General features: G+C 51.2%; 16 protein-coding genes. 8 read left to right on the top strand and 8 right to left on the bottom strand.

The window, feature by feature from the left end; translation table 11 throughout:
- Positions 1 to 281: 281 nt before the first annotated feature.
- Positions 282 to 1,718, bottom strand: a complete 1,437-nt coding sequence (locus HZU75_RS15165; protein WP_180306827.1) for an IS1182 family transposase — start codon at positions 1,716 to 1,718, stop codon at positions 282 to 284.
- Between the two features lie 124 nt (positions 1,719 to 1,842).
- Between HZU75_RS15165 and HZU75_RS15170 the strand changes: the two genes are divergently transcribed.
- Positions 1,843 to 2,178, top strand: a complete 336-nt coding sequence (locus HZU75_RS15170) for a hypothetical protein (protein WP_180306828.1) — start codon at positions 1,843 to 1,845, stop codon at positions 2,176 to 2,178.
- 176 nt (positions 2,179 to 2,354) lie between these two features.
- Here HZU75_RS15170 and HZU75_RS15175 read toward each other — a convergent pair whose 3' ends face one another.
- From HZU75_RS15175 to HZU75_RS15195, 5 genes are all read right to left on the bottom strand, one after another.
- The gene (locus HZU75_RS15175; RefSeq protein ID WP_180306827.1) at positions 2,355 to 3,791 is read right to left on the bottom strand and encodes an IS1182 family transposase; all 1,437 of its coding nucleotides are present in this window, start codon (positions 3,789 to 3,791) and stop codon (positions 2,355 to 2,357) included.
- A gap of 133 nt (positions 3,792 to 3,924) precedes the next feature.
- Positions 3,925 to 4,302: a YbaN family protein gene (locus HZU75_RS15180; protein WP_180306829.1), complete on the bottom strand. Its 378-nt coding sequence runs from the start codon at positions 4,300 to 4,302 to the stop codon at positions 3,925 to 3,927.
- Between the two features lie 9 nt (positions 4,303 to 4,311).
- The gene (locus HZU75_RS15185) at positions 4,312 to 4,650 is read right to left on the bottom strand and encodes a hypothetical protein (protein WP_180306830.1); all 339 of its coding nucleotides are present in this window, start codon (positions 4,648 to 4,650) and stop codon (positions 4,312 to 4,314) included.
- A 109-nt stretch (positions 4,651 to 4,759) separates the two neighbouring features.
- Positions 4,760 to 6,232, bottom strand: a complete 1,473-nt coding sequence (locus HZU75_RS15190) for an inorganic phosphate transporter (protein ID WP_180306831.1) — start codon at positions 6,230 to 6,232, stop codon at positions 4,760 to 4,762.
- Between the two features lie 275 nt (positions 6,233 to 6,507).
- Complete coding sequence (locus tag HZU75_RS15195) at positions 6,508 to 7,197, bottom strand: HAD family hydrolase (RefSeq protein WP_180306832.1); 690 nt, start codon at positions 7,195 to 7,197, stop codon at positions 6,508 to 6,510.
- A gap of 43 nt (positions 7,198 to 7,240) precedes the next feature.
- Between HZU75_RS15195 and HZU75_RS15200 the strand changes: the two genes are divergently transcribed.
- Both HZU75_RS15200 and HZU75_RS15205 read left to right on the top strand, forming a co-directional pair.
- Positions 7,241 to 7,642: a YchJ family protein gene (locus tag HZU75_RS15200; RefSeq protein WP_180306833.1), complete on the top strand. Its 402-nt coding sequence runs from the start codon at positions 7,241 to 7,243 to the stop codon at positions 7,640 to 7,642.
- A 114-nt stretch (positions 7,643 to 7,756) separates the two neighbouring features.
- Entirely contained in the window at positions 7,757 to 8,314 is a 558-nt protein-coding gene (locus tag HZU75_RS15205; protein ID WP_180306834.1) for a hypothetical protein, read from the top strand.
- 64 nt (positions 8,315 to 8,378) lie between these two features.
- On the opposite strand, the gene HZU75_RS15210 is transcribed toward HZU75_RS15205, so the two are convergent.
- On the bottom strand, positions 8,379 to 9,734 hold the full coding sequence (locus HZU75_RS15210; RefSeq protein WP_180306835.1) for a sodium-dependent transporter: 1,356 nt from the start codon (positions 9,732 to 9,734) through the stop codon (positions 8,379 to 8,381).
- Between the two features lie 177 nt (positions 9,735 to 9,911).
- On the opposite strand from HZU75_RS15210, the gene uvrC reads away from it, so the two are divergent.
- Both uvrC and HZU75_RS15220 read left to right on the top strand, forming a co-directional pair.
- Entirely contained in the window at positions 9,912 to 11,837 is a 1,926-nt protein-coding gene (gene uvrC, locus HZU75_RS15215; RefSeq protein WP_373279617.1) for an excinuclease ABC subunit UvrC, read from the top strand.
- Between the two features lie 339 nt (positions 11,838 to 12,176).
- Positions 12,177 to 12,479, top strand: coding sequence for a hypothetical protein (locus HZU75_RS15220; RefSeq protein ID WP_180306836.1), 303 nt, complete (start codon positions 12,177 to 12,179; stop codon positions 12,477 to 12,479).
- 409 nt (positions 12,480 to 12,888) lie between these two features.
- Here the strand turns inward: HZU75_RS15220 and HZU75_RS15225 are convergent, their stop codons facing one another.
- Complete coding sequence (locus HZU75_RS15225) at positions 12,889 to 13,068, bottom strand: hypothetical protein (protein WP_180306837.1); 180 nt, start codon at positions 13,066 to 13,068, stop codon at positions 12,889 to 12,891.
- A gap of 145 nt (positions 13,069 to 13,213) precedes the next feature.
- Between HZU75_RS15225 and HZU75_RS15230 the strand changes: the two genes are divergently transcribed.
- The 3 genes from HZU75_RS15230 (at position 13,214) to HZU75_RS15240 (ending at position 14,711) form a co-directional block, all read left to right on the top strand.
- A complete protein-coding gene (locus HZU75_RS15230) occupies positions 13,214 to 13,555 on the top strand; it encodes a hypothetical protein (RefSeq protein WP_180306838.1) in 342 nt (113 codons plus the stop codon).
- A 72-nt stretch (positions 13,556 to 13,627) separates the two neighbouring features.
- Complete coding sequence (locus HZU75_RS15235; RefSeq protein WP_180306839.1) at positions 13,628 to 14,071, top strand: MerR family transcriptional regulator; 444 nt, start codon at positions 13,628 to 13,630, stop codon at positions 14,069 to 14,071.
- The gene (locus HZU75_RS15240; RefSeq protein WP_180306840.1) at positions 14,043 to 14,711 is read left to right on the top strand and encodes a carboxymuconolactone decarboxylase family protein; all 669 of its coding nucleotides are present in this window, start codon (positions 14,043 to 14,045) and stop codon (positions 14,709 to 14,711) included. The genes HZU75_RS15235 and HZU75_RS15240 overlap by 29 nt, the downstream gene beginning before the upstream one ends.
- The last annotated feature ends 108 nt before the right edge of the window (positions 14,712 to 14,819 follow it).

Genomic DNA, 14,819 nt, shown 5'->3' on the forward strand with positions numbered 1-14,819 from the left:
GCGCTTTGAGCCCGGGGCGCCTTTGGGGTACAGGGGGCTTTGGCGAAGCAAAGCCCCTTGTCTGTCTGCGCGGCGGAACGCGCACCAAAAACATCGTGCCATAGGCACTGAAAATCATTACAATTTTTGAAAAGAATGGCTGTTTTCGGTCCAGGCTGTGTAAAAACGCCAACTCCGACGAGGCTTATTTTGCCTAACCAATTTGAATCACGCTCACGTTGCTTGAATTAAACGTAAAACTTCATGAATAACACCGCTAAAAACAGCAAATAAAAGGCCTTTTAGCCCTTCATTGCCGCCAACATTGCTTGATTTCCCATTATTTTCATTACTCGCTTCATGTTATACGCGAGTATGTGCAAGCTCATCTCTGTACTGACGTGCTTCAAGGTCTTCATTAGGAAATGCGTTGCCCCCATCCAGGCTTTTAGCGTCCCAAAGGGATGTTCAACGGTCTGCCGTCGAATACGCATTGCATCTGGTTGCAATTCCAGCCGCTGCTGCGCTTTTTCCAGTATGGCCTCATGCTCCCAGCGACTGACGCGCCGGTAATCACTCGGTGTACATCTGGTCTTGAGCGGGCAACGTGGGCAGTCAGAACTCCAATACCGGCTCATATAGCGCCCAGCTTCCAAGCTCACAAAACGATGAATTAGCCGGCTATTGCCTGGGCAGACATATTCATCGCGAACTGGGTCATAGTGGAATTCATCTTTGCCAAAGCGCCCATCTGCTTTAGCACCTGAGGTTTGCGGTTTCGGCACCAAAACCGTAATGCCCGCCTGTTCACACGCCAGTATCTCATCACCGTTGTAATAACCTCGGTCTGCGACCACCTCTATTGTTTCTTGTGCGAGGACTGCTTTGGCTTGTTGGGCCATATTGGCCAGCTGCGCGCGGTCATGCCCTTGATTGGTGACTTGATGCGCAATGATTAAATGGTGCTTGGCATCAACAACGGTTTGCACGTTATATCCCACAACACCACTGCCACGGCCGCTGGTCGCCATGGAACGGGCATCTGGGTCGGTCAATGAAATCTGTTTATCTGGCGTCTTGGCGAGTTGAGCCTCTACCTCATCCAGGCGGGCCATCTGCGATTTCAGCCGCGCCAGCTTGTCCTGCAAGCGGGCGACCTTGGCTTCTGCAATATCGGGCTGTTGCCGGTCTGCAATTTCCATCTCCCGCAGGTAACTAGCAATATTGGCTTCGATTTGCTCCCGTTGCTTAGCGAGTTTGTTGTTGGTGTAGTTGCGGTCGCGATTATTAACGGCTTTGAACTTGCTGCCATCAATTGCCACAATGGCGTTGCTAAATAAACTGAGTTGTCGACATAGCTGAACAAACTGCCCGCAGACCTTACAAATCGCAGGCCCATTATCTTTGCGGAAATTGGCGATGGTTTTAAAGTCAGGCATTAAGCGAGCAGTGAGCCAAATCAGCTCCAGATTCCGGTGGGCTTCACGTTCCAGGCGACGGCTGGATTGGATTCGGTTGAGGTAGCCGTAGATATACAGCTTGAGCATCGTGCTGGGGTGGTAGGCTGGGCGGCCAGTGGCTTCTGGCTCAACGCCATCAAAACCGAGTGATTTTAAATCCAAGTATTCTACGAACTGGTCAACGACCCGGACGGGGTTGTCCGCGCTGACATAATCTTCCAAGCATTCAGGCAACAGCAATGTTTGGGTTCTGCTTTCACCTGCAATGAATCTGGGCATAGAATCATCCTTGGCGGGGCGTTCCAAGAATTATACCGGTCGAGTGTTGAAGCGTTTTTACACAGCCTGGGTCTGAAGCGGACTATTTCACAAAAACAAACTAGTTTGATATTGGGACGCAAATATGGCGACGATTGTGGAATATTCGTGGAGCTGGACTACAGCAAGCTTTATTGTTCTATCTGCTATTGCCGATTGGGTAGTTCGAACTAGGATTAAGACGCACCATTTAGAAGTTTATCATTTGCTTGGATTATCAAAACGTTGGGGAAAAAGAGAAGAAGAGGGGTCAGAATATACAAGCTGGCTCTTTACAAGCTGGCTCTTTATGTTTCGCTACCTTTCTTTGAATGATAATACGCTGAGTTTTTATTGTTTACTTTCAAAAATACTTTACCTCATCACTATCTACTTTCTTTTCACTGAACCCATATTTTATGAGAGCGTAACAACGACATAAAAATTACTATCGCTCAGTGTGTTGTAAACAACTTCCGCTTAGGGTCCAGGCTGTGTAAAAACGCCAACTCCGACGAGGCTTATTTTGCCTAACCAATTTGAATCACGCTCACGTTGCTTGAATTAAACGTAAAACTTCATGAATAACACCGCTAAAAACAGCAAATAAAAGGCCTTTTAGCCCTTCATTGCCGCCAACATTGCTTGATTTCCCATTATTTTCATTACTCGCTTCATGTTATACGCGAGTATGTGCAAGCTCATCTCTGTACTGACGTGCTTCAAGGTCTTCATTAGGAAATGCGTTGCCCCCATCCAGGCTTTTAGCGTCCCAAAGGGATGTTCAACGGTCTGCCGTCGAATACGCATTGCATCTGGTTGCAATTCCAGCCGCTGCTGCGCTTTTTCCAGTATGGCCTCATGCTCCCAGCGACTGACGCGCCGGTAATCACTCGGTGTACATCTGGTCTTGAGCGGGCAACGTGGGCAGTCAGAACTCCAATACCGGCTCATATAGCGCCCAGCTTCCAAGCTCACAAAACGATGAATTAGCCGGCTATTGCCTGGGCAGACATATTCATCGCGAACTGGGTCATAGTGGAATTCATCTTTGCCAAAGCGCCCATCTGCTTTAGCACCTGAGGTTTGCGGTTTCGGCACCAAAACCGTAATGCCCGCCTGTTCACACGCCAGTATCTCATCACCGTTGTAATAACCTCGGTCTGCGACCACCTCTATTGTTTCTTGTGCGAGGACTGCTTTGGCTTGTTGGGCCATATTGGCCAGCTGCGCGCGGTCATGCCCTTGATTGGTGACTTGATGCGCAATGATTAAATGGTGCTTGGCATCAACAACGGTTTGCACGTTATATCCCACAACACCACTGCCACGGCCGCTGGTCGCCATGGAACGGGCATCTGGGTCGGTCAATGAAATCTGTTTATCTGGCGTCTTGGCGAGTTGAGCCTCTACCTCATCCAGGCGGGCCATCTGCGATTTCAGCCGCGCCAGCTTGTCCTGCAAGCGGGCGACCTTGGCTTCTGCAATATCGGGCTGTTGCCGGTCTGCAATTTCCATCTCCCGCAGGTAACTAGCAATATTGGCTTCGATTTGCTCCCGTTGCTTAGCGAGTTTGTTGTTGGTGTAGTTGCGGTCGCGATTATTAACGGCTTTGAACTTGCTGCCATCAATTGCCACAATGGCGTTGCTAAATAAACTGAGTTGTCGACATAGCTGAACAAACTGCCCGCAGACCTTACAAATCGCAGGCCCATTATCTTTGCGGAAATTGGCGATGGTTTTAAAGTCAGGCATTAAGCGAGCAGTGAGCCAAATCAGCTCCAGATTCCGGTGGGCTTCACGTTCCAGGCGACGGCTGGATTGGATTCGGTTGAGGTAGCCGTAGATATACAGCTTGAGCATCGTGCTGGGGTGGTAGGCTGGGCGGCCAGTGGCTTCTGGCTCAACGCCATCAAAACCGAGTGATTTTAAATCCAAGTATTCTACGAACTGGTCAACGACCCGGACGGGGTTGTCCGCGCTGACATAATCTTCCAAGCATTCAGGCAACAGCAATGTTTGGGTTCTGCTTTCACCTGCAATGAATCTGGGCATAGAATCATCCTTGGCGGGGCGTTCCAAGAATTATACCGGTCGAGTGTTGAAGCGTTTTTACACAGCCTGGGTCGACAGCTGTCTGTCGAGCAAAACGCGCAACGATGCGCGTTTCCCCCCAACAAATCCACCCTCAATCTTTACGCCGTGTCGGTATCCGCCAAACATACGTCGCGCCGATGATCGCCACTGCAATCAATCCCCCTTGCAGCCAAGGCCTCCCCGCGAACTGCCACAGCGACAATGCACTCATGACCAACATGCTGCCAATCGCGATGCATTTCACGCGGATTGAGATGGCGTGGTGTTGCTCCCAATCGGTAATGATGGGGCCAAAAAGGCGATTGGCCAGCAGCCTGCGGTGTAGGCGGGGCGAGCTTTTGGCAAAGCAGGCGGTGGCGAGTAGTAGAAAGGGCGTCGTTGGTAAGCCCGGTAGCACGACGCCGAGGATCGCCAGCGCTAACGCCAATAGGCCAGCGACGATCAGCAAGGGTTTCAGATAGCGCTGCATCGCGGCGTGCTACAGCTCGTCAGCCGTCGAGCGTTCGTCTGGCGCTTGGTAGATGGCCAATTGCAGGCGAGTGCCGTTCAGTTGGCCGCGCACAAAGCGGCGGCAAAAGTCGTGCAAATCCATGCCGCGGCACGGATGGTAGACATGGTAATGCGTTTTATAGTGAATAACGACAGTATTGGCCTCAAGGTCAATGTGATCAAATTCGCTACGCGTATACTGTGAGTGGGTATCAAACTCGCTCACACCGCAATCGAGCGCAGGTTCAAGCTGGGCCCAATGTTGGTTCACTAGGCTGCGCAGTGTTTCTAGGCTAGGTTGGGTGGAAGGAAGTATCAGTTCGATCATATGAACGGGCTCGTAAAGTAGGGCTGTATTGTAATTGTTAGCAAACGGCGCAGCATTAAAAAACCCCACGCATTTGGGCGTGGGGTTTGTCGTTGCTTGTGGCTGCGAATTAGGCTAAAAACACGCTGGCCATCCAGAATAGACCACCTGACAGCAGCATGGTCACTGGCAGGGTTAGTACCCAAGCAATAGCAATGTTTTTCACCGTGCCGCCTTGCAAGCCGCTCTTATTGGCGACCATCGTACCGGCAACCGCGGACGATAAAATATGCGTAGTAGACACTGGCATGCCAGTCCAGCTAGCTAGGCCGATTGCAGTGGCCGCAGTGATTTGCGCGGCATTCCCTTGAGCATAGGTCATGCCCTTGTTGCCAATCTTTTCACCAACGGTCAGTACAATGCGTTTCCAGCCAACCATGGTACCTAAGCCCAAAGCCAGCGCGACTGCAACAATAACCCACTGGGGTGCGTATTCAGTGGTGACATTTAAGTCTTTGCGCAATTTATCTAGATCTGATTTTTCCTGTTTGCTCAGAATATCCAGCTTGCTGGCTTTTTTCGCGGTGTCATCCAGACAGAGCAAGATGCGACGAACCACCCGACGTTGTTCGCCAGAAATCTGTTCATAGCTGTTCACGTTTTGCAGCGTAGAGGTCAATGTCGCAATTGCAGGCAGTGTAGTGGCGGATTCGCATTTAAATAGTGCGGGTAGTGGGTGTTCTGGATTGTATTTCAGATCCAGTGAGCCATTCAGCCGCTCGCGATTTTTTAGGTAAAACTCACCCATGTGCGATGCCGCATCTACGGTGCGTTCGATCTGGTAAGCGCTGCTGTCCATATCCAAGGCGTATTTGGCAGGTGCTAAGCCAATCAGAACCAGCATCAGCAGACCGATCCCTTTTTGGCCGTCGTTCGAGCCGTGGGCAAAACTCATCCCCATGGCGGAGGCAATTAGGGTGGTGCGAGTCCAGAATGGCGGGTGTTTTTTGCCGTCAAGGGTTTTACGCTCATCCGGCGTCATGTGCATCCGTGAAACGGGGCGCCATTTTTTCAGCGCCAGCAACATCAAACCCGCCATCAACAAGCCGATCGTGGGTGAAATTAGCAAAGAAAGCATGATGTCGATGGCTTTCTTGACGTTAATCCCAGATAACCAGTACTGATTATTCATCAACGCATTGGCAATACCAACGCCCATGATGGAGCCGATCAAGGTGTGCGAGCTAGACGCTGGAATACCAAAATACCAAGTGCCCAGATTCCAGATAATGGCAGCAGCTAGCAGCGCATAGACCATATACAGGCCATGGCCAACACCAACATTGAGTAGCAGATCGACCGGCAGCAAATGCACAATTGCATAGGCTACGCCGAGGCCGCCCAGAATAACCCCGAGAAAATTGAAAATACCAGAGCCAATCACGGCTAAATGCGCAGGCATGGCTTTGGTATAAATGACGGTTGCCACCGCATTGGCTGTGTCATGGAAACCGTTAATGAATTCGTACGCTAAAACAAAAAATAAGGCCAACGCCAACATAACGGCAGGCCACATTTCCATGCCGGAAAAAAGATCAAGCATAAAATGCTCGTTAAGGAATGATGATGGGGCGGATTATGGCAGAAACTGCCGCTGCTTTCACTGCTGTTTGTGGCCTTAGATCAAGAAATTGAAAAGAAATTTTAATTTTTCGCGAATAATTTCGATCATGGTCAGCTAATGTTTGTTGTCGTTTTAAGTAGGCCAACTGAGCATGTTATATCAATGTTTACTACTCAAAAATGTGTCTAGAGGGGTATAGTTTGCTGGCCATTTGCTCATGGCTTATGCAAGCTGATACCCCTCAGTGACTGCATTTAGCTTAATTCAGCATTTAAGCGGGTTTGTGCTTCATGCAACGAGCTTACAATCTCAAGTCCTAAGGCTAATGTTTGGGCTTCTGCTGGGCGCAGATCTGGCACCATGATCACGCGGCATGCCGCAGCGTGGCCAGCTTGGGCGCCAAAATTGGAATCTTCAAATACCACACACGCGCTAGCCGTAACACCAAGCTGTGCAATAGCGCTTAAGTAAATATCGGGAGCCGGTTTGGGGTGCAATATTTCATCACCACACACTGCAAATTCGATTCGTGACCATAAATTGGCTTGTTTTAAGTGATGCTCGGCAATACTACGTCGGGTAGAGGTGGCTACCGCTTTACGGATGCCGTGCTGTTCCAGCCAACTAAATAGCTCCAAGACGCCTGGTCGTAAAGCAATCGGCTGCTCGCTGCGACTCATATAAATTTCATGCGTGAGTTCACGCAAGCGTTGGCTTGGGAAATCGGAGCCCAACTGTTCATTCAGGTAGGCTAGCGTCTTGGAGGAATGCATACCAATCATGCCCAGTGGCACGGCGGGATCAATTGTGTGGCCAAGTTGTTTGGCGGCCGCATGCCAGCAATCGAGTGCCATGCGTTCAGTATCTAGTAGCAGGCCATCCATATCAAAAATGGCAGCAACAATCGTAGGGTGTTGGGTCACGGGCATTTGCGAAGTCAGCATTTTTGGAAAACAATGATGCTAGTTTACCCAAGCTTGAGACTCTATGCCGCGAACTTTGAATTCAGTTGCCAAAGCCTGCCCATGTGGCGGCGCCAATTATCAAAACTGCTGCCAGCCTTTTCATGCTGGTCAGGCGGCACCTACGCCCGAACTACTAATGCGTTCCCGCTACAGCGCCTATGTGCTTGGGCTGGAGCCATATCTGCTCGCGAGCTGGCACCCGAGCACTCGACCTGAACAACTTAATCTTAATGAAGAGCCTAAGCCGAAATGGCTGGGTTTGACGGTTAATCACGCTGAAAGTGATGGTGATCGTGGAGTGGTGTCGTTTGTTGCTCGCTATAAAGTGGGGGGCAGGGCTTATCGTTTAAGCGAGCATAGCCGCTTTGTATTGGAACATGGCCGCTGGTTTTATGTTGATGGCGATGTCGCTGATTGTGATTGAAGCTTTGGTGATTGTGTCGTATTGCTGACTCTGTGTGATAAGATTTTCTTGGCGTTATGCTCAAAACATACGTGCCGCGCAACATAATAATCACCATTTTAGAGAGATGCACAGATGAAAAATCGCACAGTTATATCCGCGGTACTGCTTGCCGCTGGCATTTGGCTTAACGGCCCGGCATTTGCTGCTGAAGAGCAAGTCGTAGTGAGTGAAACAGTTCGTAATCGGGTCGAGGCCATTGTCGAGTCAGTCGATTTTGCCAATCGTGATTTAATTGTCAAAATGCCTGATGGCGAGCGAGTTGAGTTTAAATCAGTGGATGCGGGTGTCACCAATTTTGATCAGGTCAAAGTTAATGACAAAATTAATGTAGGTGGCAGCGAATCGGTAGCTATTACGCTGCGCAAGGGCACTGCTGGTGTTCGTCGTGTACTGATTTCAGAAGGGCGTGATGTTACCGCTGATGGTGTAGGCGTGGTGCGCAAACGTGAAACATATAACGACATTATTGCTATCGATGTTGAGAACGGTTTGGCTAAAGTAAAAAATCCGGAAGGCCAAATTGTTGAAGTACAAGTGCCAAATAAGGCCATTTTGTCTCAGGCTGCTGTCGGTGATCAGGTAATTGTGTCGGCACGGGCCACGGTGATTGTTTGGGGTAAAAACCAATAATCCGGCGATGACGTAAATAAAAAACCACGAGCATGCTCGTGGTTTTTTATTGGCCAGACAGCGCTTAGAACGCGCCTAAGCCTTTTAGCATAATCACTGTGATGATAATCGGGGTGACATAGCGCACCAACACAAACACCGCATTGATTAGCAGGTCATTGTTCAATTGGCCCTCGTTGCTCAGCTGTTTTTTCAGCTGTGGCAAACCATACACCCAGCCCACAAACAAACAGATCAAAATCCCGCCCAGTGGCAACAGGATATTCGAGCTAATAAAGTCAAACAGATCAAATGCGTTCAGGCCAAACAATTTCCAATCAGCCGTCAGCGACGATGACAGCATCGCAGGCACGCCAAACAGGCCAATAATGCCCACTGAAATCAGCGTGGCCAGCTTGCGGCTAAAGCCAAAGCGCTCGCTCATCATCGCCACTGGCACTTCCAAGATCGACAAGATCGCTCCGGTGGCCGCAATTGCCGCTAACACAAAGAAGATCGCCATAAACACATTGCCCAGCGGCATGCTGGCAAACACGGCTGGAATCGTCATAAACACTAGCGATGGGCCAGCTGATGGTTCAAAACCGAAGGCAAATACGGCCGGGAAGATCGCCAAACCAGCCAGCATCGATACCGACAAATCGGCCAGCATCACGCGGGTGGCGGTGGCAGGGATATTTTGCTCTTGGCGGAAATAGCTGCCATAGGTGAGCATGGTGCCCATACCGATCGACAATTTGAAGAAGGCCAGGCCGACCGCTGTTAGCACTACCGGCGCGGTGATTTTGCTAAAGTCCGGCGCAAACAAAAACTTCACGCCAGCCATTGCACCAGGCAAAGTCAGGCTGCGAATACAGAGCAAGACTAGCAATAAGAACAGCAGCGGCATCAGCTTTTTGGCCACCGCCTCAATCCCTTTGGATACGCCCAGCATAATAATAATGCCCGCACCGATTAACACCACCCACTGCCACATTAGTGCCTGCACGGGATTTGATACCATGGCGCCAAACGCGGCTTTCGCAGTTGCTGGGTCGGTACTGTGAATGCTACCTGAGAGGGATTTAAAGATGTACGCAAACACCCAGCCTGCTACGCCGGTATAAAACGCCAAAATCAAGATGGCCGAAACTAAGCCCATATAGCCGATCACGGTCCAGAATTTTTGATTTTTGGGTGCCAGCTTTTCAAACGCAGTTACCGCATTGGCGCGCGAAGCACGGCCCAGCATGATCTCGGCCATCATCACCGGTAGCGCTACCAACAAGGTTGCCATCAGATACACCACCAGAAAGCTAGCCCCGCCATTGGTGCCGGTTAAATATGGAAATTTCCAGATATTGCCCAAGCCGACGGCTGAGCCGAGTGTGGCGACGAGTACGCCAAAGGTCGAAGTAAATCCATCACGGTTTTGGCTCATGGCCTGCCCCTTTTATTTTATGCGGTAATGTAATCATCATTTTTAGCTTACGAGCTGTCCATGCGGGAAATCCCGTTTTGCGCAGCATGTGGGACCATTTCTGCGCAAAATTTGATTTTACTCAGCCGTTTTCGCTGACAGTACAATAGCTGATCTATTGAGTAACCACCGAACACCATGACCATCAGCGATATGTCCAACGAAACACCTTCTGCCCTCGAGATCGACGAGGTGCGGCAAGCTTTGCTGCTGCAAATCAAAAACCTGCCCGATCTGCCTGGTGTGTATCGCTATATCGGTGCAGACGGTACAGTGCTGTACGTCGGTAAGGCGATTAGCCTGAAAAAGCGCGTTGGCTCGTATTTCAATAAAAACGACCACAGCCCGCGTATTCGGCTGATGCTGGCGCAGGTGGCAAGCCTAGAAACCACCGTAGTGCGCTCGGAAGCCGAAGCATTGGTGCTGGAAAATAATCTGATTAAAGCGCTGTCGCCGCGCTACAACATTCTGTTTCGTGACGATAAAAGCTACCCCTATCTGGTACTCACCGGCCACGCCTCGCCGCGCTTGGCCTACTATCGCGGGGCGCTCGATAAACGCCACACCTATTTCGGCCCTTTTCCGAATGGTTATGTCGTTAAAGAAAGTATTCAATTACTGCAAAAAGTGTTTCAGCTGCGCACCTGTGAAGACTCGGTGTTTTCAAACCGTTCACGTGCCTGTTTGCTGCACCAGATCAAACGTTGCTCCGCGCCGTGTGTGAATGCGATTTCGCCCGAGGATTACCGCGCCGACGTGAACAACGCGATGCTGTTTTTATCCGGGAAAGAAAACGAAGTGCTGCAGCAACTCGAAGCGCGGATGCAAACCCTGTCAGCCAACTGGGAATTTGAAGCTGCCGCCGCGGTGCGCGATCAGATTCAGGCACTCGCCAAGGTGCAAGAAAAGCAATTTGTTTCGAGCAATAGCAGTGATAGCGACGCCGATATTCTGGCCTGTGTTGAAGAGGGCGGCTTGTTGTGCGTTAACTTGGCGATGGTGCGCGGCGGACGACATGTGGGCGACAAAAACCTATTCCCGAGCCACGCTGACGAATACACGCCAGCCGAGGCGCTGCACGCGTTTATCGCGCAGCATTATCTGGAGCGCACCGTACCGCCGCTGATTTTCTGTAGCCCCGAGCCTGATGGGGCCAGTATTTTAGCCGCGTCGCTGTCCGAGCAAACGGGTAGGCGCGTTATTATCAATAGCAATCCAAACGGCGAGCGACGTATCTGGCTGGAGATGGCAGCCAAGAACGCGCAGCTGGCTATACTCCAGCGAAAAACTCAGCAAGCATCGCAAGCAGGGCGATTGACTGCCTTGGTTGAGGCACTGGGCTTGCCCGATGAAACGCAGCGGATTGAATGCTTTGATATTTCGCACACGATGGGCGAGCTCACCGTCGCCTCATGCGTTGTCTACGACAATCAAGACATGCAACCAAAGCAATATCGGCGCTTTAATATCGCGACGACGACGTCTCCAGGGAAGGGTGATGCCGGCTTTGAGCCAATTACACCGGGCGACGACTACGCCGCGATGCGCCAAGTGCTAACGCGGCGCTATGAAAAACTCGCCACAGGAACCGTTGAAGAAGGGCGTGCAGATAGCAAAGTGCCGGATGTGATCCTGATTGACGGCGGCAAAGGCCAGCTCGGCGTCGCGCTCGAAGTGATGGAAGAAATTGGTCTGAGCGAGCCATGGATTATCGGCGTGGCCAAGGGGGAGACGCGCAAAGCAGGCTTGGAGCAACTGATCATCCCGCGGCTGGGCAAAACCATCCAACTCAAACGCGATCATCCGGGCCTACATCTAATTCAACAAATTCGTGACGAGTCACACCGATTCGCCATCACCGGCCACCGCGCCCGCCGCGCCAAAGCCCGCGTCGCCAGCACATTGGAAGACATCGAAGGCATCGGCCCCAAACGCCGCCAAAAACTACTCGCCCGTTTTGGTGGCTTGCAAGGCGTGAAGGCGGCGAGTATGGATGATTTGGCGGCGGTGGAAGGGATTAATCAGGCGCTGGCGGAGAAGATTTATGCAGCGTTGCGGGGGTGATGTACATTTGTAGGCGTGTTTGGAATGCAGTGGTAATACGCTGGTAGTGATTCCTTTTTGGCGTAGTGCCGTTGGTGACTTCGCCTTACGGTTGTATCTCAATGATCCATGTGATGTCGAGCCGAATTGAGCCTATTTCTTTGTTTTGTGTGAAGGGGGGTTATTATTGCTTACTATTTTACGTGTAATGCTTACTCATATTGACATATGCTGTTGTTTTCTGTAAGATCCGTTTTGTTGAATTCTCAACGACCCCCGCACTCCCCTGTTAATGAAACGCCCATGGCCTATCTCTGTCAGGGGTTGGTGCATTCATAAACTTCAAAAAAAGGAAAATACATGAATCAACTTTTTGATCATAGTTTCAAATCAATTGCAGCGATTGAGCGTGGTGACTTCGTGCTGCCATTCATTGACTCGGCTATTGTGTCAATCAAAAAAGCATCTGCACTTTTGTTCTCTGAACGAGGCCAAGAGGAGGCGAAAAACATCCTCGATGCGGAATCAATTACTCATTGCTTAAAAAAATGTAGATCTTTCGCCGAGGGCGACGATTCACTGACGCAGCTCGACTATGAAATCTACTACAGCTACGCAGCAATTAAAACTAAAGAGGCAGACGAGATTTTGCAGTCAGAGTAAACAAACCCAACATGCGAGCGCGATATCGCCGAAGGCATTAGGCCGCAAGTATCAAGCCTCAGCTGCGTCTTTCCTGCAATTGTTTTTTCAGTACGGATTGGCGGCTGTGCGCCGCGGCACTCACTTTTCTTGCTTCGCCAAGAAAAGTGAGCAAAAGAAGGCGACCCGGGCGAAAAGCGCTCCGCGCTGCCCTTGCCGCGTCGTGAGCCAAACGATGAAACTGTTTGTCTCTCTCCTTGCTGCGGTTTTCGCTACACGGGAATTCAAGCCCCAGACCCACCAGCGCGATATATACCTGCTGCAGTGTTGCTCTGAAGGCAATATTCAGATTGTTCTTGCTTGATATACCCCTTGTTAATTAGCTCCGTAGGGCGTAATCACCGAAGGCATTACGCCGCAGGGATCAAATTCATGATCGCCATCCACGGCGGTGTTTTTTTGCTTGCCACAATTGATCCAGCATGGATTGGCGGCTGTGCGCCGCGGCACTGACTTTCTTTGCTTCGCCAAAGAAAGGCGACCCCGCATCTGCGTCGGCTACGCCGATGCCCTCGCTGCGGATAATCGGCAAGGCGGCGGGCTTTAACAAAACAGAGCCCGCCGAAACCCCTTGCCGCTTCTTCCTCGCTCGGCGCTGCTGCAGGGGAAGCCTTGTAGACCCACCGTTGCGGTATATACATGCCGTAGTGTTGCTCTGAAAATAAATCCTGTTCTTGGTTTGGTTGATATACCCCTTGCTAGTTAGCACGGATTGCCCGTGGAGACGCGCCGTTCGGGAGGTGATTGGCAAGGTTTTAAGCCGCAGCCTGTTTGAGCTGCGCGACGGTAGCGCGCAGCGAGTTTTGCGGCGCCTTGCCAATTGCCGGACGGACGGGGTTTCGCGTCGATCGGGCGCGCAGGGGTTGTTAGGGGTGGGGCAAGACCCACCCCTAACTCGTCCGGCGGGCGAAACCGCCGGTTTACCGCGTGCGCAGCAGGCCATACATGGCCTGCAACAACAGAATCAGCTTGGATTGGCAGTTATGCGCCGCGGCACTTTCTTCTGTTGCTTCGGCCAAGAGAAGCAAGCAAGATGATGCACCCTAGGTGAAAGCGCACGTCATCAGCGCGCTTGACTTCGAGTTCACTCTAACAATTAGGCTTGCGTCATGACCACTTTGTATACCATTGCCCAGATGGCGCAAATCACAGGTTTAAGTGTGCATACGCTGCGCTATTACGAGCAAATTGGCCTGCTTGATCCGGTGAAACGTGCGCGTAACGGCCATCGTCGTTATGGCGAGCCAGAGCTGCGCTGGATTGAATTTGTGCTACGGCTACGCGCAACCGGCATGCCGATTGAGCACATGCTTGAATACGCGCGTTGGCGGCGCATGGGGAATGATCTGCAAAGTGTGTCTGCACGCAAAACCATGCTAGAACAGCATACCCGCGTGCTGGAGCAGGAATTAGCCCAATTGCAGGACAATCTGACTTTATTACAGCGCAAGATTGCACTGTACGGCCAGATGGAGCAGCAATTGGCGCTGGATTGCACGATTACGCCCCATTTGGAGAACCCCAATGTCAGTCAGCCGATACCAACGCGGTAGCCAACGTTTATCACACATTGATGCAGAAGCAGGCGAGCAGGTGATTCGCAGCCTGGCCCACATCGCGCCAGATTTGGCGACGTATATTCTTGAATTTGCCTTTGGCGACGTGTTTTGCCGCCCGGGTTTAAGCCTCAAGCAGCGAGAGCTAGCAACCATTGCGGCGCTCACTGCCATGGGTACTGCCGAGCCGCAGCTCAAAGTGCATATCGCCGCAGGGCTGAACGTTGGTTTAAGCCAGCAAGAAATCGTCGAAACTATGATTCAAATGGCTGTGTACGCTGGTTTTCCTGCTGCACTCAATGGTGTGTTTGCTGCGCAGCAAGTGTTTGAGAGTGCGCCGATGGCGGCAAAGCCAGTGGGGATTACGGCTTTACTGCGCATTAACGACCTGGCCCAAATCGAGTACACGCTCAGTGCATTACAGGATTTGGCGCGCCAAACCCAGCTTGAGCCGGGCTGCTTAGAATTTCGCATTCAGCACGATGTATCCCAGCCGGACACCATTTTGTTGTGGGAGCAATGGCGCGATGAGACAGCCTTCAACGAGCACCTCGCAGCGCCGCACACTGTGGACTATCAAGCGCAGAATTTAACCTCGCTGGTGCAATATTGGCGAATGAATGAGCTGAAGTTGTAATTGCGGCAAAATAGGAATAGCTTTTCCGGTGGGCGAAACAGCCGTTTTACCGCCTACATGGCAGGTAATTCGAAGTGTTTCGCCGCGGTGTTATTCCATATACTTGCC

The sequence above is a fragment of the Chitinibacter fontanus genome, from assembly GCF_013423785.1.
Taxonomy (GTDB): domain Bacteria; phylum Pseudomonadota; class Gammaproteobacteria; order Burkholderiales; family Chitinibacteraceae; genus Chitinibacter; species Chitinibacter fontanus.